General features: G+C 70.5%; 12 protein-coding genes and 2 pseudogenes. 8 read left to right on the top strand and 6 right to left on the bottom strand.

All coding sequences use genetic code 11. The features are described from left to right. Nucleotides 1-108: 108 nt before the first annotated feature. The 7 genes and pseudogenes from AB0761_RS06320 (at nucleotide 109) to AB0761_RS06290 (ending at nucleotide 8,040) form a co-directional block, all read left to right on the top strand. Nucleotides 109-1,092 (top strand): ABC transporter permease, encoded by a 984-nt coding sequence (locus AB0761_RS06320; protein WP_377267971.1) that lies wholly within the window; start codon nucleotides 109-111, stop codon nucleotides 1,090-1,092. Beyond that, complete coding sequence (locus tag AB0761_RS06315; protein ID WP_377267970.1) at nucleotides 1,086-2,012, top strand: carbohydrate ABC transporter permease; 927 nt, start codon at nucleotides 1,086-1,088, stop codon at nucleotides 2,010-2,012. Before AB0761_RS06320 ends, AB0761_RS06315 begins: the two co-directional genes overlap by 7 nt. Nucleotides 2,013-2,073: 61 nt before the next feature. After that, a complete protein-coding gene (locus AB0761_RS06310) occupies nucleotides 2,074-3,729 on the top strand; it encodes an extracellular solute-binding protein (protein WP_377267969.1) in 1,656 nt (551 codons plus the stop codon). Between the two features lie 54 nt (nucleotides 3,730-3,783). Beyond that, a complete protein-coding gene (locus tag AB0761_RS06305) occupies nucleotides 3,784-5,325 on the top strand; it encodes a xylan 1,4-beta-xylosidase (RefSeq protein WP_377267968.1) in 1,542 nt (513 codons plus the stop codon). After that, entirely contained in the window at nucleotides 5,322-6,011 is a 690-nt protein-coding gene (locus AB0761_RS06300; RefSeq protein WP_377267967.1) for a hypothetical protein, read from the top strand. Before AB0761_RS06305 ends, AB0761_RS06300 begins: the two co-directional genes overlap by 4 nt. Continuing rightward, nucleotides 6,008-7,104: pseudogene (locus AB0761_RS06295) on the top strand (beta-galactosidase); the annotation flags it as partial. The gene AB0761_RS06300 and the pseudogene AB0761_RS06295, both read left to right, overlap by 4 nt. Before the next feature lie 18 nt (nucleotides 7,105-7,122). Further along, entirely contained in the window at nucleotides 7,123-8,040 is a 918-nt protein-coding gene (locus AB0761_RS06290; protein WP_377273948.1) for a beta-galactosidase trimerization domain-containing protein, read from the top strand. 94 nt (nucleotides 8,041-8,134) lie between these two features. On the opposite strand, the gene AB0761_RS06285 is transcribed toward AB0761_RS06290, so the two are convergent. From AB0761_RS06285 to AB0761_RS06260, 6 genes and pseudogenes are all read right to left on the bottom strand, one after another. Then, nucleotides 8,135-10,276, bottom strand: a complete 2,142-nt coding sequence (locus tag AB0761_RS06285) for an alpha-glucuronidase (RefSeq protein WP_377267966.1) — start codon at nucleotides 10,274-10,276, stop codon at nucleotides 8,135-8,137. 170 nt (nucleotides 10,277-10,446) lie between these two features. After that, nucleotides 10,447-11,613, bottom strand: coding sequence for a LacI family DNA-binding transcriptional regulator (locus AB0761_RS06280; RefSeq protein ID WP_377273947.1), 1,167 nt, complete (start codon nucleotides 11,611-11,613; stop codon nucleotides 10,447-10,449). A 265-nt stretch (nucleotides 11,614-11,878) separates the two neighbouring features. Then, nucleotides 11,879-14,683, bottom strand: coding sequence for a M48 family metallopeptidase (locus tag AB0761_RS06275; protein WP_377267965.1), 2,805 nt, complete (start codon nucleotides 14,681-14,683; stop codon nucleotides 11,879-11,881). A 4-nt stretch (nucleotides 14,684-14,687) separates the two neighbouring features. Next, nucleotides 14,688-15,188: a hypothetical protein gene (locus AB0761_RS06270; protein ID WP_377267964.1), complete on the bottom strand. Its 501-nt coding sequence runs from the start codon at nucleotides 15,186-15,188 to the stop codon at nucleotides 14,688-14,690. 284 nt (nucleotides 15,189-15,472) lie between these two features. After that, a pseudogene (locus tag AB0761_RS06265) lies at nucleotides 15,473-15,882 on the bottom strand (VOC family protein). A gap of 80 nt (nucleotides 15,883-15,962) precedes the next feature. Next, the gene (locus tag AB0761_RS06260; protein WP_377267963.1) at nucleotides 15,963-16,322 is read right to left on the bottom strand and encodes a helix-turn-helix domain-containing protein; all 360 of its coding nucleotides are present in this window, start codon (nucleotides 16,320-16,322) and stop codon (nucleotides 15,963-15,965) included. 356 nt (nucleotides 16,323-16,678) lie between these two features. Here AB0761_RS06260 and AB0761_RS06255 point away from each other — a divergent pair, with 356 nt between their 5' ends. Continuing rightward, nucleotides 16,679-17,647 (top strand): hypothetical protein, encoded by a 969-nt coding sequence (locus AB0761_RS06255; RefSeq protein ID WP_377267962.1) that lies wholly within the window; start codon nucleotides 16,679-16,681, stop codon nucleotides 17,645-17,647. The last annotated feature ends 87 nt before the right edge of the window (nucleotides 17,648-17,734 follow it).

Raw genomic sequence — 17,734 nt, 5'->3', positions numbered from 1 at the left:
TACTGTGTCACTTCCTGGAGGGGCCTCGCCAGCCACCAGCGACAGCGACAGTGGGCGCGCGCGTTGCCTGCACCGGACGCCCCCACACACCGCACGGGAGGCCCAAGAATGAGCACCACCAAGGCAGTTGATCTGTCGCCCGACGCGCGGAGCCCGGGCAGGGCCGACTCCCGCCCCGCCCGACCCCGCAACCGCACCTGGACCCAGTCGCTGCGCCGCGACTGGCAGCTGTACTCGCTGGCGGTACTTCCGCTGCTGTTCTTCCTGGTCTTCCGCTACCTGCCGATGATCGGCAACGTGATCGCCTTCCGGCGGTTCGAGCCCGGCGGCAGCATGTTCGGGGAGCAGTGGGTCGGCCTGCGGTACGTGAAGATGTTCTGGAGCGACCCGTCGTTCTGGACCGTTTTCACCAACACGCTGGTGATGGGTGCGCTGACGCTGATCGTCTGCTTCCCGATGCCGATCATCCTGGCGCTGCTCCTCAATGAGCTCCGCAGTCGCAAGCTGAAGCGGTTCGTCCAGTCGGTGTCCTATCTGCCGCACTTCCTGTCGACGGTCATCGTGGCCGGCGTCGTCATGCAGTTCCTGTCCGCCGACGGACCGGTCAACCAGGCGCTGCGCGGTGTGGGGCACACGCCGATCCTCTTCCTCCAGCAGCCCGGCTGGTTCCGGTCGATCTATGTCTCCTCGGAGCTGTGGCAGACCGTGGGCTGGGGAACGATCCTCTACCTCGCCGCGCTGACGTCCATCGACGAGAGCCTCTACGAGGCGGCCCGGATCGACGGCGCCAACCGGTGGAAGCAGACCTGGCATGTGACGCTTCCCGGCATCCGGCCGACCATGGTGACGATGCTGATCCTCAACATCGGCACCTTCATGTCGGTCGGGTTCGAGAAGATCCTGCTGATCTACAACCCCTTGACCTACCCCACGGCGGACGTGATCTCCACGTACCTGTACCGCATGGGTGTGCTCTCCAACAACTTCAGCTACGCCGCGGCAGTCGGGCTGTTCGAGTCCCTGATCGGGCTGGTGCTGGTCCTGTCCGCGAACCAGATATCCCGTCGGACAGTGGGGACGAGCCTGTGGTGACCTTGGACAGAACCGCCGCCGAGCAGCCGGCCCACCGGACCTTCCTGCAGCAGCCCACCCGCGGCTACCGGGTCTTCCAGGGCTTCAATGCGCTCATCCTGACCGTGGTCGTGGTGGCGACCCTGTACCCGATCGTCAATATCGTCGCCCGCTCCTTCAGCAGCGAGGGCTACATCCACGCCGGCCAGGTGTCACTGTGGCCGCGCGGGTTCAATGTCACGACCTACAAGGCCGTGATGACCAACTCGATGTTCTGGACGAACTACCGCAACACCGTGGTCTACACGGTGGTGTCCACGATCGTCGCGCTCTTCCTGACGACGTGCTATGCCTATGTCCTCTCGAAGAAGGACCTGCGCGGACGCGGTCTGCTCGTCGGTATCGCCGTGTTCACCATGTTCTTCTCCGGCGGCCTGATTCCGAACTACATCCTGGTCACCAGCCTGGGGCTGAAGAACAGCGTGTGGGCGATCGCGCTGCCCAACGCCATCAGCGTCTTCAATCTGCTCGTCATGAAGGCGTTCTTCGAGAACCTCCCGATCGAGCTGGAAGAGGCCGCCGCCATCGACGGCCTGAACACCTACGGCATTCTGCTGCGCGTCGTGCTGCCGCTCTCGAAGGCCGTGATGGCCACGATGGTGCTCTTCTACGCCGTCTCCTTCTGGAACTCGTGGTTCGGCGCCTTCCTGTACATGGACCACTCGAACCTCTTCCCGGTCACGGTCTACCTGCGCAATCTGATCGCCGGGGCAACCACGGCCACCTCCGTCGGTATTTCCCTCGGCGCCGATTCCACGGCCGCCGGCGCCAACATCCAGTCGGTGGCGATCATCCTCACCACCCTCCCGATCCTGGCTGTCTACCCCTTCGTCCAGCGGTACTTCGTCTCCGGAGTCACGCTCGGGGCCGTCAAGGGCTGACACGCCGAGGCACCCACCCACCCTCGGATTCCCGCACTCGCGGGAAAGGAGTCCACCCCCAATGAACCAGATCTCCCGGCGCTCCATGCTCTTCGCCGTGGGCGCGACCGCCCTCGGTCTCGCCGGCTGCAGCAGCAGCAGTGGCGGCGGCTCGGGCAAGTCGTCGGACCTGTCGAAGAACAAGGCCGACGCAATGGCCACCTTTGCCGCCGGCGACCAGTTCAAGGCGTCCAAGCCGATCAGCTTCACCACGCTGCTCAACGACAACCCGAACTACCCCGAGAAGAGCAGCTGGCTGTTCTGGTCGGAGCTCAGCAAGCGGACCAATGTGACGCTGAAGCCGACCGTGGTCCCGCTCAGCGACTACGAGCAGAAGCGCAGTGTCATCCTCGGCTCCGGTGACGCGCCCTTCATCATCCCCAAGACCTACCCCGGCCAGGAGGTCCCGTTCGTCGCCTCCGGTGCCGTCCTCCCGGTCAGCGACTACCTCGACCTGATGCCGAACTTCAAGGCCAAGGTCGCCAAGTGGAACCTCCAGGGCGACCTGGACACCCTGCGGCAGGAGGACGGGCGCTTCTACGTCCTGCCCGGACTGCACGAGGACATCTGGATCGACTACTCCCTGGCGGTCCGCACCGACATCCTCGAGAAGCTGAACCTCAAGGTCCCGGAGACCTGGGACGATGTGCACGCCATGCTCACGGCCATGAAGGCCGCCCACCCCGACATCTACCCCTTCTCCGACCGGTGGAGTGTCGCGCCCCCCACCCCGGCCGGCGCGCTGCTGCAGACCCTCGGCCAGGCCTACGGCTGCGGCGCCGGCGGCGGCTGGGGCTACAACAACGCGACCTGGGACGCCAGCGCCGGGAAGTTCGTCTTCACCGGTGCCATGGACCAGTACAAGCAGATGCTGCAGTACCTCAACACGCTGGTGAAGGAGAAGCTGCTCGACCCGGAGAGCTTCACCCAGACCGACGACCAGGCCATTGCCAAGTTCACCTCCGGCAAGTCCTTTGTGATCAGCACCAACGCCCAGGAGCTGGTCAACACCTACCGGCCGGGTCTGGCCAAGGGTGCCCCGGACGCCAAGATCGTCAAGATCCCGGTGCCGATCGGTCCTGCCGGACCGGTGAAGTACGGCCTCCGGCTGGAGAACGGCATCATGATCTCCAAGAAGGCCCGCGAGAGCGAGGACTTCGTGGCCATGATGCAGTTCATCGACTGGCTGTGGTACTCCGACGCCGGCCAGGAGTTCTCCAAGTGGGGCGTCGAGGGTGTCACCTACACCAAGGACTCCTCCGGCAACTTCCACCTCGCCAAGGACGTCGACTACATCGGCCTCAACCCGACGGCGACCAAGAAGCTGAACGTGGACTTCGGCTTCTCCAACGGCAACTTCGCCTACGGCGGCAGCACCCAGCTGCTGGAGTCGACCTTCTCCGACGAGGAGAAGGAGTTCCAGAAGGTGATGAACCCCCGCAAGGGCCTCCCGGTGGCCCCCCCGGCCCCGCTCAGCGCCGACGAGCGCGAGCAGTCGGCCCTGTGGGACGCGCCGCTGAAGGACTACGTCCAGGAGCAGACGCTCAAGTTCATCCTGGGCAAGCGCGACCTGGGCGAGTGGGACGCGTACCTGAGCGAGCTCAAGGGCAAGAACATGGACTCCTACATCAACCTCGTCAACAAGGCCCGCGACCGCTACAAGCAGAAGAACGGCTGATAGCGCGCGGGTTCTAGGTTCGACCGCGCCGGCACCAGACTAAGGATCACCACTATGCGGATTGTTGTTCCCGACCACCCCTCAGGACGACTGTCGGACGCATGGCGCTTCTGCGTCGGGACCGGCCGGTTCGACCTCGCGTTGCGCCGCGACTACCAGGAGTCCCTGGCACTGGTCCAGCGTGAGATCGGCTTCCGGCACATCCGGGGCCATGGCCTGCTGAGCGACGGGGTGGGCGTCCACCGGCCGTACGAATACCAAGGCGTACGGCACATACGGCACTCATTCACCTATGTGGACCAGGTGATCGACGCCTACCTCGAGCTCGGCATCCGACCCTTCGTGGAGCTCGGCTTCATGCCCTCCGGCCTTGCCTCCGGGGACCAGACGGTCTTCTGGTGGCAGGGCAATGTCACCCCGCCCCGCGACTGGAAGGAGTGGGCGGACCTGGTCCGCGCCACCATTCGGCACCTGATCGACCGCTACGGTCTCGACCAGGTGCGCGGCTGGCCCATCGAGGTGTGGAACGAGCCCAACCTCAAGGACTTCTGGGCCGGTGCGGACCAGGAGGCCTACCACCGGCTCTATGAGGTGACCACCGCGGCCGTCAAGGACGTCGATGCGTCCTTGCAGGTCGGCGGCCCCTCCCTGGCCCCCGGCTATGAGGCCGAGTGGCTGGAGCGGTTCGCCGACTTTGTGACCGCCCGCTCGGTCCCCATCGACTTCATCAGCCGGCACGCCTACACCACCGGGCCGGCCCAGCACGTCCCCTTCGGGGTCCACCAGACCCTGGCGCCCGCGTCCTCGCTGCTGGAGCAGTTCGCGGCCCCGCGGCGGCAGCTCCACGGCAGTCCGCTCGCGGAACTGCCGGTGCACATCACCGAGTTCAACTCCTCCTACCGCCCGGACAACCCGATCCATGACACGGCGCTGCACGCCGCCTATCTGGCACCGGTGGTGGCCGCCGGAGGCGACCTCGTCGACTCCTTCTCCTACTGGACCTTCAGCGACATGTTCGAGGAGGTCGGCATTCCGACCTCGCTGTTCCACGGTGGATTCGGTCTGCTGACCCATCGTCAGATCAAGAAGCCCACCTACCACCTGTACGCCTTCATGGCCCGGATGGGCGAACTGGTCCTCTCCCGCGGCCAGGACCACCTGGTGACCCGCGACGCGGACGGCCGGGTCACCGTGCTGGCCTGGGCGCCGGTGGACGTCACCGGCCGGTCCCCGGTCGACGGGCACACCGTCCGGCTGTCCATCCCTGTCGGCACGGCGGAGAACTCCTCGGTCTATGTGCAGCGCTCCTCGGTCTCCGAGGAGGCCGGCAACGCCTGGACCGCCTGGTGCGAGATGGGCCGGCCCCTCTCGCCGAGTGGCAGGCAGCTGGAGGCCCTGCGGGAGGCCGCGGAGCCCGCCCGGTCCCACCGCAGCCTGCCGGTGGTCCAGGGACGGGTCGAGTGCGACATCACCCTCGCCCGCCACGAGGTCACCCTGCTGGAACTCACGGGCGTCACCGATGAGACGCCCCCGTGGTGGGACGACAGCCGGCTGCTGGGCCTGGAGAGCCGCAACGACGCAGGAGGCCCCGCATGAGCGGCACCGCCGCGAGCCGCCGGGAGTTCGGCGAGGGACCGCTCGCCCGCGCCGCAGCCGTGGTCTACAGCCTGATGACCATCGAGCTGCTGCTGCTCGCCACCACCGCACCCTGCCTGCTGCTGCTCGCGCTGCTCGACCGGGACGCCAGCAATGTGCCGCTGGCCGCCGCCTGCGCGCTGCCGGTCGGCCCTGCCTGGTCCGCGGCCCTGTATGCCTGGCACCACCGCAGCAGTGACATCACCGACCTGCGGCCGGCGCCGGCGTTCCGGCGCGGCTACCGGACCAACCTCACGGACACCCTGAAGATCTGGGTCCCCTGGCTGGTCGGGGCGACCCTGGTGGGGACCACCCTGACCCATCTGGGCGCGGCCGGGATCCCCCGCTGGTGGGCGGCGCTGCTGGGGCTCATGGCGGTGGTCTCCGCACTGTGGGTGGCCAACGCCCTGGTGATCACCTCCCTGTTCTCGTTCCGGCCTGCCGACACCGCCCGGCTGGCGGCGTACTTCCTCGTCCGCTCCGTCCGGGCCACGCTGGGCAACCTCGGTCTGCTGGCGGCCGCGGCCGCCGTCACCGTCGCCTACTCCGAGGCGGTGCCGCTGCTGCTGGCGTCGGTGCTGGCGGCCGCCACCCTGCTCAACTGCCGTCCGATGATCACCGAGATCCGCGAGGAATTCACCGTATGAGCCTGCCCGCCACCCCCAAGACGCCCTTCGGCGGGGACTACAACCCGGAGCAGTGGTCGGAGGAGGTCCGCAAGCAGGACTACCGGCTGTTCGACACCGCGCACATCGACACCGTCACCCTTGGCGTCTTCGCCTGGGCGCAGACCCAGCCCGCCGAGGACGTCTACGACTTCTCCGTCCTGGACGGGATCGTCGCGCAGGCCACCGAGCAGGGCCGCAGCATCTGCCTGGCCACCGGCACCGGAGCCCACCCCGCATGGCTGGCGCGCACCCACCCCGAGGTGACCCGCACCGACTTCGAGGGCCGCCGCCACCGCTACGGACAGCGGCACAACTCCTGCCCCAGCTCGCCGGTCTTCCGGCGGCTCTCCGCCGAGCTCGCCGGGCGTATCGCCGAGCGCTACGCGGACAACCCCTCCGTGATCGCCTGGCACGTCGGCAATGAGTACGGCGGCGCGTGCTACTGCGAGCTGTGCGCCGCCGGCTTCCGCGACTGGCTGCGCGAGAAGTACCGCTCCCTGGACGCGCTCAACACCGCCTGGTGCACCACCTTCTGGTCGCACACCTTCACGACTGGGACGAGATCGAGCCCCCGTCCGCGCTCACCGAGCACTGGCGCGGACCGGACCACACCGCGTTCCAGGGCATCACCCTGGACTATCTGCGGTTCATGTCCGACGCCATGCTGGCCAACTTCCGGGACGAGAAGGAGGCGATCCGCCGGTACAGCCAGGACATCCCGGTCACCACCAACTTCATGGGCATGTACCGCCCGATCGACTACCACCGCTGGGCACCCCACCTGGACTTCGCCTCCTGGGACAACTACCCGCCCGAGGGCGCGTCCCCGGCGTGGATGGCACTGAGCCACGACCTGATGCGCGGTCTCAAGGGCGGGCAGCCGTTCTGGCTGATGGAGCAGACGCCCAGCATGACCGCCTGCCGGGACGTCAATCCGCTGAAACGGCCCGGTGTGATGCGCCTGTGGAGCTGGCAGGCGATCGCCCACGGCGCCGACTCCGTGCTGTTCTTCCAGATGCGTGCGTCGAGGGGCGCCTGCGAGAAGTACCACGGGGCCGTCATCGGCCACGCAGGCCGGGACGACACCCGGGTGTTCCGCGAGGTCGCCCAGCTGGGCGCCGAGCTGGACCGGCTCGGCGGCGCCGCACTGGGCGCGCGCACCCCCTCCAGGGTCGCCCTGCTCTTCGACTGGGACAGCTGGTGGGCGCTGGAGACCTCCGACGGCCCCTCCCGGCTGGTCCGCTACCAGCAGGTCGTGCTGGCCTACTACCGCGCCCTGTGGGAAGCCGGCGTGGACGTGGACGTGGTCCCGGTGACCGCCGACCTCACCCACTACGACGTGGTCGTCGCACCGGCGCTGCACATGCTCAAGGGTGACCTCCCGCAGCGGCTGGAGGAGGTGGCCCGGCGCGGCGGATCGGTCGTGGCGACCTACCTCTCCGGACGGGTGGACGAGGACGACAACGCGTTCCTGATGGATGTGCCCGGCCCGCTCGGCCCGCTGATGGGTGTGCGGATCGACGAGTGGGACGCCCGCGGACCGGAGTTCACCAACCCGGTGCTCCTCCAGGCCGGGACCGAGACGCTGGAGGTGGCGTCCCAGCTGCTCTTCGAGCTGGTGATCCCGCAGGGCGCCGAGGTGGTCGGCACCTACCGGGCCGACTTCTACGCGGGCACCCCCGCCGTCACCAGGAACGCCTTCGGCGAGGGCCACGGCTGGTATGTCGCAGCGGGGCTGGACCAGGAGGGCGTCGGCTGGGTGGTACGGCAGGTGCTGGCCGGGCACGGCCTGAGCGGACGTCACCCGGAGCACCCGGGCCTGGAGACAGCCGTCCGGGTCGCTCCCGACGGGACGCGGCTGCTGTTCCTGCTCAACCACGGCGAGGAGCCGGTCGAGGTGCCGGCCCACAGCGGAGGCGTCGACCTGCTCACCGGGGAGCGGGTCGAGCAGGGCCGGCCGGTCGTCCTGGAACCGTGCGGCGTCCGGGTGCTGCGCGAGGACGGCTGACAGCCAACGGCTTCGACAGCCACGAGAGCCACGAGAGCCACGAGAGCCACGAGAGCCTGGCGGGGACATCCCCGCCAGGCTCTCGTCCGACATGTCAGGGGATCAGCCGCCCGAGCGCGTCGGGCACCCCGGACTTGCGGTGGAAGTAGGCGTTGATCTGGTCGCGCCACTCCTCGGCGGAGCGCACCTGCTCGTCGAGGAGCTCCAGCACCCGGGCGTACAGCATGGGTTCGACCAGCCCGGACGCCCCCAGCTTCTCCCAGTGCCGCCGCGACTCGGACGCCTCCTCCGCCCCGGCGAAGTGCGTGTCATAGATGTGCTGGGCGACCGTGGACCCCGACTGCAGCACATGCCCGTACGGCACATGGTGGAAGAAGAGCAGCAGCTCGTCGGGGCAGCGCTCCGGCGACTCGTACACCTCGGACCACGGCTGCGGATACTGACCGGTGAACCCGGTCCCCGAGGCACGGGTGCGGTCCACACCCACACCGTCCCGGTCGGCGAAGTGATAGGTGCCCCACGGCGTGTACTCGTACCCGTCCACGTCCGGACCGTAGTGGTGCCCCGGACGGACCATGAATCCCACGCCCAGCGGGGCGCTGCACCGCTCGTAGCTGTGCCAGGAGCCGTCCATCATCGCGTGCAGGGTGCGCCGCAGCGGCTCCGGGTCGCCGGACACCAGCGGCACAAAGGTGAGGTCGATCCACTCGTCGAGCACGGCGAGCGGGTCCGCCTGCGGCGCCCAGGCGAGCCGGCCGAAGGCGTAGAGGTTGGCCTGGGCGAGCGGATGGCCGGTCCAGTACGGGTCGTCGCCCACATTGGAGACGGCGACCAGACCGCCGCCCTCCGCACCGCCGGTCCCGTCTGGGGACCCGCCCGCGGTCCCGTCTGCGGACCCGCCCGCGGCCACCGCGGCCACCGTCGCGGCGTCCGGGCCCCACGGCCGGAAACCGAGCACCTCGCTCCACATCGGCCCCAGGTAGCAGACATGGCGCTGCTGCCCGGTGTACTCCTGGGTCACCTGGAACTCCACCGCGAGGCGGGTGGCCGGCATGGCCGTGATCACCGGCGACACCGGTTCACGGACCTGGAAGTCCATCGGGCCGTGCTTGACCTGGACGATCACATTGCTGTGGAACTCCCCGTCCAGCGGGGCGAAATGGTCGAAGGCGGCACGGGCCCGGTCGGTGGAGCGGTCCCGCCAGTCCTGCTGGTGGTTGTAGACAAAGGCACGCCAGTTGACCACCCCGTCGAACGGCCGCAGCGCCTCGGCGAGCATATTGGCGCCGTCGGCGTGGCTGCGCCCGTAGGTGAACGGGCCCGGCTGCCCCTCGGAGTCGGCCTTCACCACAAAGCCGCCGAAGTCCGGGATGGCCTCGTACACCCGGCCTGCGGCCTCGGCCCACCACGCCCGTACGCCCTCGTCCAGCGGGTCCGCCGTGGGCAGCCCGCCGAGGACCACCGGGGAGGCAAAGTTGACCGAGAGGTGCACCCGGATCCCGTACGGGCGGAACACCTCCGCGAGATCGGCGACATCCCCGAGGCGGTCCGTCAGCAGACGGGTCTCCGTGGCGTGCACATTGACGTTGTTCACCGCGACGGCGTTCACCCCGGACGCGGACAGCAGCCGGGCGTAGGCCCGTACCCGCGTCAGATCGCCGCGCGGCCCGCCGTCCCGCCAGAAGATCGACCCGCCGGAATAGCCGCGCTCGACCTGCCCCATCACCGGATGGACATCGATGTTGTCCCAGTGGTCCAGCATCCGCCGCCGTACGGCCGGACGGTGCAGCTCCGCCGCACGGTCGCGGTCGAACGCCGACTCACCCAGCCTGACCACCTGGAACAGCCCGTACAGCAGGCCGGCCGGAGTGTCCGCGAGCACCACGGTGACCCCGCCCTCCCGGGCGAGCACAAAGCCCTCGTCGCCGATCGCCTCCAGCGGACGGCCGTCCTCCTCGCGCAGGCCGGCCGACACCGCCTCCGCCCCGGGCGTCGAGCGCCCGGGCGCGGACAGGGCGAGCACCAGGTCGAAGGTGCCGTCGCAGATGTCCCCGGCCGCCTCCTCCTGGCGGCGGACGGTGCCGCCGAAGCGCGCACAGGCCTGCTCGACCTCCTGATGCACCGTCCCGACGAGCAGCCCGGCGCCGTGCACAAGGGTCCGGCGCGAACCGATCGCCCGGAACGCCTCCGGCGGCAGCCAGGCTGCATGGACCTCGGCAGATTGATCTGTCGTCATGTGCTCTTCCTCGTCGTGCGCGGTCCGGGCCGCCGACAGGGCCGTCCGGTCGCTGAATCATTGGTGTGCCGGTGTCCGCACGGACCGCGGGACGGACGGTCCGGAGAGGCCGCCACGCCGCCGGCCTGCGGCAGGCCACGGTCCGGCGGCGCGGCTCCCCCCGTCGCGGTTCAGTCGGGCCTTGCCGCCGGCGGGGCGGTGCTGCTCCGCACCACCAGGCGCGTCGCCAGGTCCACCCGCGGGGTCGCCACCCGGTGGCCGCGCGCCATGTCGAGCACCAGCCGGGCGGCCGTTCCGGCCATCTGGGTCAGCGGCTGGCGGACGGTGGTCAGCGGCGGTCCGACCCAGCGGGCGATGGGCAGGTCGTCGAAGCCCACCACGCTGAGGTCCTCCGGGATGCGCAGGCCCAGTTCGCGGGCCGCTTCGTACAGGCCCAGCGCCTGCAGGTCGTTGCCGGTGAACACGGCGCTCGGCCGGTCCGGCATCCGCAGCAGCTCCAGGCCCGCCGTGTAGCCGGCCTCGTGGTGGAAGTCGCCCTCCCGGATGAGGGTCTGGTCGAAGCCGATCCCGGCCGTCTCCAGCGCCGCACGGTAGCCGTCGACCCGCGCGCGACTGCACATCATCCCGCTCGGGCCGCCGATCAGTCCGATCCGCCGGTGGCCGAGCTCCAGGAGATGGCGGGTGGCGGCCAGACCGCCCTGCCAGTTGGTCGTACCCACGGCAGGGACGTCCTCGCCCGGGTCGCCGGCCGGATCGATCACCACAAAGGGGATGTCGCGGCTGGTCAGCTGGGACTGCTGGGCGCGGTCGAGCCCGGAGAGCACCAGGATCACCCCGGCCACCCGGCGGGCCAGGACCCCCTCCACCCAGGACTGACCGAGGCTCAGCCGCCCGGCCGACTCGGACAGCACCAGGTTGAGCCCCTCCTCCCTGGCGACCATCTCCGCACCGCGGATGACCTCCAGTGCCCAGGCGCTCTCCAGCTCGTGGAAGACCAGCTCCAGCAGCGGTGCCGCCTGGGCGGTGCTGCGCGGGCGCCGGTAGCCGCGCAGGCGCAGCAGCTCCTCCACGCGCTCCCGGGTGGCCTGTGCGACATCACCCCGGCCGTTGAGCACTTTCGAAACTGTCGGAGCTGAGATGCCTGCCTCGCGTGCAATTTCAGCCAGCGTTGCCGACCCCGTGGCCGACTCCGCCAGGGTCGGCCTCTCCTGCTGACTATGCACTTCAGAAGAGTTCACGGGAGGGATGGTAGCCCCTAGGGGGTGCCTTTCGGCAGGTCGAAGTTGGATGGGATGGCCCCTTGACCGGCTTCGGTCGCGGTGCCCGATTTCCGACATCATTCGGTAATGCCGTCGCAACCTTCGATCGCCGGGGTCCGAGCGCGAGCTCACCGTGCTGCGGTGCCCGCTCAAGGGCTGCGGACCGCGGATCCGCAGCTCGGCGCCGCGGCCCCATCCCGTGGCGCGGCGCCGCCGCGGCCGGGCCGCCGTCTCGCGGAAGGGCAGTGACGGGGTGCTCGGCGTCCGCGCGCGGACGCAGATCCCAGCCACGGCCACGCCCACGCCCACGCCCACGGCCGCGCCGGCGCCGCCCGACGCGGCCTCAGTAGCCGGCGGCCCGCAGCACCGCGTCGACCCGCGTGGACGCGGATTCGGCGGCTTTGTGCGCCTCGACATACTCGCCCAGCGCCTGGCCGAAGAGGGCGTCGTCCTGCTGGTCGAGGGCGTGCAGGCAGTCCCGGCTGCCCTTCAGCATCTGGAGGACGGATTGCTGCCAGAGCGTCTGGGCCTGCGGATCCGGGACGCGGAAGTAGTCGCTCGCCCGCAGGGCGAGCTGCCCGAAGTCGAGGCAGAGGGGGCGGAGCCGGCTCAGCCTGCTCACCGTGAGGTGCTCGGCGGCGTCGGCGGCCTGCAGTGTCCGGCCGAGCTGGTCGGAGTAGCTGCCGGCATGCTGCAGCAGCCACAGGCCGCCGAGACGCCGCCAGGCGTGCACCTGCTCCGCCCGGGTCTGTGCGGACACCGGAGCGCTGGGTGTGGCCGCCCACTGCTGGGTCTGCTGCTGGCCGAGCGAGGGTCCGCCCTGCAGGGTGTCCCGCCGTGTCTGGGATGCCAGCAGGGTTCCGGAGACCCCCAGCGCCACCACGCAGATCGCGCCCAGGCACCGGCGTCGGGCAGCGGAACCGCCGAAGCGAGGTCCCGGCGGCAGGGCGCGCAGCAGGGAGGGCGGTGTGGTCCCGACGGCTGCGACGGCGAGGGCGGCCAGCGCCCCGACCAGGATGGCCGGCTGCCCCATCAGGACGAAGACCACCCACACCGCGGTCGGATGCCAGACCAGCAGCAGAATCCCGGCCATGCCCACCAGCACCGCGGTCTCGGCCGCGACCAGGACGATCAGCAGCCGGTACGGACTGGTGGAGGCAACCACCCCGGCGAGGACGGCGGCCAGCGCGGCCGATGCCGCCAGGGCCACGAACACCCAGGAGAAATAGATCAGTTCATCCAGGTTCCCGAGGTGTTGGGCGCCGGGCTGCTCGATGTGCACGGACGCCCGCGGAACCGCGGCCGCCACCCAGGACAGGGCTCCCCCCAGCAGTCCCGGACCCAGCACCCGACGCAGCGGCGGCAGTGGATCCGCCGGTGGCAGTCCCGGCACACCGGCGGCCGCGACCCAGCCCGGGGTGCCGGTGGCCGGGCGGACCGTCCAGGCCAGCAGCGGCACCACCCAGAGCGCGGTGATCCCGGGCATCGCAAAGGGCTGGCTGAACATGTCGCCCAGCCTGGGCCAGACCGCCGCGAACACCGACAGCGCGGCGGAGTGGCTGCCGGCCGGACCGGGCCAGACGCGCAGCAGCACGGCCCGGGCACCGGCGAGGCTGTAGGACACCCCGTCCGTGTAGAGGACGCCGGACAGCTGCCACCACCCCAGCCATGCCGCCAGCAGCAGACACACAGCTGTGAGGCTCAGCAGCATCACCGGGCGCATCGACCGTCCCCGCCAGGTGCGGGCCCACAGAGAGGCACACTGCGTCACCCAGCAGGAGAACACCACACCTGCGAGAACCAGGAAGACCAGGAACCCCGGCTGGACCGGCAGCCACCCGAACCCCGTGCCGCGCCCGGTGAGCAGCTCGCCGACGGCCAGTCCGGAACCCACCCACAGCCCGGTGCGCACCCCGGACGGGACAGGCCGCCCGGTCAGCACGGCGTGTGTCACCGCCCGCCACAGGGAGATCCCCACCACCCCGGTGACCAGCACGGCCGGGGCCAGCGCCATCAGCTGCAGATACCACAGGGAGAGGACGCCGTACGGGACGAGGTAGGCGGCCAGGTCGGTGTTGATGAGCGTCGCCGCGACGCCGGCCAGGAACATCGGCAGCGCCCGGACGCCGAAGAGCGGTGCCGGGTCGGTGAGAGCACCCCGGCGCAGATCCCAGCGCGGATGGGTGCGCCAGAGCTCGGCGAAGGAGGCGAACGCGCGCCGCAGCGGCCCGTCGTCCGTGTCCGGAGCCGGGACGGCCCAGCCGTCCAGGTGCGCGCCCGTACGCACCGCCGTCAGGTCGGCGTAGACCTCGCGGCTGCGCAGCACGTCCGAGCGGGCGAGATAGACGAGTGCGGCCACGGCACCGGGGAGCACGACATGGCGGACCAGTGAGGGCACGGCGGTGGGCCCTTCCCCGGGACCGTCGACGAGGGCTCGGACCTCCCACACCGCATAGGGTCCGAGCACCGCCGCCAGGTAGACCCGCCACAGGGCGACGGTGGCGTAGGTCAGGGTGACGTCGCCGTTGCGGATATGGGCGAACTCGTGCAGCAGCACGGCACGGAACCGCTCCGGGTCGGTGTCCCGGCAGGTCAGCAGGCCGCCGTGCAGACAGACGGTCGGACGGCGGTTGCGCCCGAAGACCAGTGCGCCCACCGAGGCCGCTGCCGGGTCGACGACGATTCTCGGCAGGCGGGACAGGCCGGCCGCCGCCGCCAGCCCCGTCAGCAGGGTGCCCAGCGCGCCGTCCGGATCCATGGAGGCCAGCGGGACCACCCGGCCGCGGCGGGCCTTCCAGGCGGACAGGGCAAGGAACAGCAGAGCGGTCAGGACGGACAGCGCGATCGGGCAGACGACGACCAGCCACCAGGGCGGCGGTGGTGCGTACCGGGCCACGCAGGCCTGATAGGGGACGTCCTGACCCGTGGTGCTCACCAGCATGCTGGCGTCGGTCGCATGGTGCGCCGGGTCCGCTCCGGCAGCGAGTTCGCAGCTCCACAGGTCCGAGTCGTGGAAGGAGTTGAGCACCGGCGTCAGCACGGAGCCGCTGGCGGCCAGCAGCAGCACCACCAGCATCACAAAACGCACCGTCGTGCCGGCGCCGACCACCCGCTCGTCCAGCCGTGGAAGAGTGCCGGTCTGCGTCATCCGGTTACGGCCGTGCCGATTCGCTCTGATCGGTGTCGCCCGGTTCGGCCAGCGCAAGCCTGCCCGCCACCGCATCCGCGAGCTCCGTCGCACGCTCCTCGGAGAGCCCGCGCTGCCTGCCGGTCTCCACCACCCGGCGGCGTACCTCGGCGAGCTGCTCGCGCGTCAGCGGCGGTACGGTGCGCGGCGCCGCGGGGCGCCGCAGCAGCCTGCGCAGCAGACCTCTGACGCCTCGCGAGGCGCCGTCGAGGGCGGCGTCCGTGACGCGTTCGGCCACCTGGTTGAGTGCCAGCCAGACCACCGGGGTCGCCAGGGCCACGACCTCGCCCACCCCGAAACCCAACGGGTCGCGGCGTCGGCCGCTGCCGCTCAACCGCCGTACCACGGTGGCGTCGTCGAACTGGAACAGCCCGTCGACCAGCGGCAGTTCCTCGGGGGCGGAGTCGGCCACCACCCCGCGGACCACGTCACGCACTCGCTCGGATGCGGATGTCTCCAAATCCATGGCCCCCCGGCTCGCTCTTGCGCTGACCATGCCATTGCGCGCTGCCACCCTACTGCGGGCACGAACCATCCCACGCGCTTTTGCAGACTTCCGGTCGGAATGGTTCAGGAGACCCCTCAGGCCGCCACCGGACCGGGACGTCAGGTCCGGGTGCCCGGGCCCGGCCTGCGGCCCCGGGCACGGCCTTCGGCGTCGAGTGCCCTCGGCCCCGGCGCCCGGGAGCACCCCCGAGGCGTTGCACGACCCGGACGGCCGTTTCGGGGGTGCTCCCGGCTCCGAGGGCCTCAGGCCTTCAGCTGGGTGAAGCGGATGTTGTTGCCGAAGGGGTCGCGCAGACCGCAGTCGATTCCGTACGGGCGGTCCGTGGGCTCCTCGGTGAACTCGACGCCCCGCCCAGCAGCGTCTCGTACGTCTTGCGGCAGTCGTCCGTGCTGAAGATGAGCGAGCCGCCCCCCGCGCCCTTGGTCACCAGCCCGCGGACCTGCTGCGCCGTCTCGTCGGACATCGCCGGAGGGCCCGGCTTCTCCAGCAGGATCTGACGCTCCGGGTGCCCGGGGACGCTGACGGTCAGCCAGCGCATAAAGCCCAAGTCGACATCGGCGTTGACCTCCAGGCCGAGCTTGCCGACGTAGAAGTCGAGGGCCTCGTCCTGGTCGAGGACGTAGATCTGCGAGTGCGTGATGGCAGTGAACATGTGCATCACGCTACCCGGGCAGACCCGGCCGGAACTTATCCAAAACTGCTCTTCCGGGCCGTACGGGGGAACGCGGAGGCTCAGGCGCTCGGGCGGGTCCACGCCTTGGTGAAGCACGTCGGTACGTCCGCCGCCACCGCCCCCTTGCGGTACTCCCGCGGCGACCTGCCGACGATGCGGTGGAACGTACGGCTGAAGGTCCCCGGGCTCTCGAAGCCGACCATGAAGCAGATGTCCGTCGCACTGTTGCCGGTCTCGCGCAGCAGGAACATCGCACGCTCGACACGGCGGCGCTGGAGGTAGCGATGCGGTGTCTCGCCGAACGTGGCCCGGAAGGTACGGCTGAAGTGGGACGGCGACACATGGGCGATCCGGGCCAGGGCCGGGACGTCCAGTGGCTGCGCATAGGCGCGGTCCATCGCATCCCGGGCGCGGAGCATGCGGCGGTTTGTCTCTTCTGCGGCGGAGCTCACGATGCCATCAGACCACAGCGCCCGGCCGGCCCGCCGGGAGCGCTGCCCGGTCCCGCACCCGCACGGTGACCTGTGGATCCGTCGGGGCCGTCCGATTGCTGCGACCGGGCCCTGCCCCCGGTGGTCTGCGCGCGGCCCACCGGGGGACGCGCCGTCCTGCCGCGCCCCGCGGTGTCTCGCGGCGGTCCTGCCGCCCGGCGCCGGGCGGCAGGACCGCCGCAACCGCTGTCCGCACTCCGTGATATGTACTCCGTCTGTGTGGCCGATGTGACGGCCCGGTCGAATCTGTGAACGCGTGTCGATGACACGGAGGGGGTTGCAGCATGTCGTTTTTCGGGCGCCTGCTGGGGCGGCGGTCCGGTGGCGGGACCGCGCTCGCGGTCGATCCGGCCTATGGCGACGAGGAACTGCGGCTGATGCTGTCCCAGGCCGCCGCCGGCGACCGGCAGTCGCTGCTCGCCGGCCTCGCCGCCGTCGAGGACCAGGCCGAGCAGACCTGGCTGCTGGCCGCGGTCTCCGACGTCCCCGGCACCCAGGAGTGGCTGCCCGAGGCCGTCGCCGAGCAACCCGACTCGGCCCTGCCGCTGCTGCTCTCCGGCGCCCGCCAGGTCTCCTGGGCCTGGGAGGCGCGCACCGGCGCCCGTGCGAAGCACGTCACCCGCGAGCAGTGGCAGCTCTTCGGCGAGCGCCTGGAGATCGCCGAACAGCAGCTCTACGAGGTGGCGGAGCGTGAGCCGTCCTGGCTCGGCCCCTGGTACTTCCTGCAGATCAGCGCCCGTGGTGCCTCACTCGGCCCGGACGTCGCGCGCCACCGCTTCGAGGCCGCGCTGCGCCGCCGCCCCGAGCACCTGGGCACGCACCGGCAGCGCCTTCAGCAGCTGTGCGCCAAGTGGGGCGGCTCGCACGAGGAGATGCACGACTTCGCCCGCATCGCCATGCTCGCCGCCCCCGAGGGCAGCCCGCTGGGCGAACTCGTCGCCCTCGCCCACATCGAGCACTGGCTGGACCTCGACAGCGGTGCCGACCACACCTATGTGAACCGCAAGGCCGTCCGTGACCAGCTGCACGAGGCCGCCGACCGGTCCGTGCTGCACCCCGCCTACGGCCGCCCGCGCGGCTGGCAGGCCGCCTACAACACCTTCGCCATGGCGTTCTCCATCGCCGGGCAGCCCAAGACGGCGCACCTGCTGTTCCGGGAACTGGGCGACACCGTCACCCAGTTCCCGTGGAACTACCTCAGCAGAACGCCCGTCGAGGCGTTCACCGCCCACCGCGCCGCCGCCGCCCGCTAGGGCCTGTCCGACCGTTCGCGCCCGGCGTGCGACGCTCCCCCGGCCTTCGGCCGGGAGGTACCCCCAGGTACGGCACCTCGCTGCGCT

Source organism: Peterkaempfera podocarpi (assembly GCF_042466665.1).
In the GTDB taxonomy this organism is placed as follows: Bacteria; Actinomycetota; Actinomycetes; order Streptomycetales; family Streptomycetaceae; genus Peterkaempfera; species Peterkaempfera podocarpi.
This window is presented reverse-complemented; position numbering and strand designations above follow the sequence as displayed.

Coding starts and splice junctions, on each gene's coding strand:
- AB0761_RS06310 (WP_377267969.1), top strand. CDS start 2,074: ATGAACCAGATCTCCCGGCGCTCCATGCTCTTCGCCGTGGGCGCGACC.
- AB0761_RS06260 (WP_377267963.1), bottom strand. CDS start 16,322: ATGCTCCGCGCCCGGGATGCGATGGACCGCGCCTATGCGCAGCCACTG.
- AB0761_RS06270 (WP_377267964.1), bottom strand. CDS start 15,188: ATGGATTTGGAGACATCCGCATCCGAGCGAGTGCGTGACGTGGTCCGC.
- AB0761_RS06255 (WP_377267962.1), top strand. CDS start 16,679: ATGTCGTTTTTCGGGCGCCTGCTGGGGCGGCGGTCCGGTGGCGGGACC.
- AB0761_RS06280 (WP_377273947.1), bottom strand. CDS start 11,613: ATGTCGGAAATCGGGCACCGCGACCGAAGCCGGTCAAGGGGCCATCCC.
- AB0761_RS06285 (WP_377267966.1), bottom strand. CDS start 10,276: ATGACGACAGATCAATCTGCCGAGGTCCATGCAGCCTGGCTGCCGCCG.
- AB0761_RS06305 (WP_377267968.1), top strand. CDS start 3,784: ATGCGGATTGTTGTTCCCGACCACCCCTCAGGACGACTGTCGGACGCA.
- AB0761_RS06320 (WP_377267971.1), top strand. CDS start 109: ATGAGCACCACCAAGGCAGTTGATCTGTCGCCCGACGCGCGGAGCCCG.
- AB0761_RS06275 (WP_377267965.1), bottom strand. CDS start 14,683: ATGACGCAGACCGGCACTCTTCCACGGCTGGACGAGCGGGTGGTCGGC.
- AB0761_RS06300 (WP_377267967.1), top strand. CDS start 5,322: ATGAGCGGCACCGCCGCGAGCCGCCGGGAGTTCGGCGAGGGACCGCTC.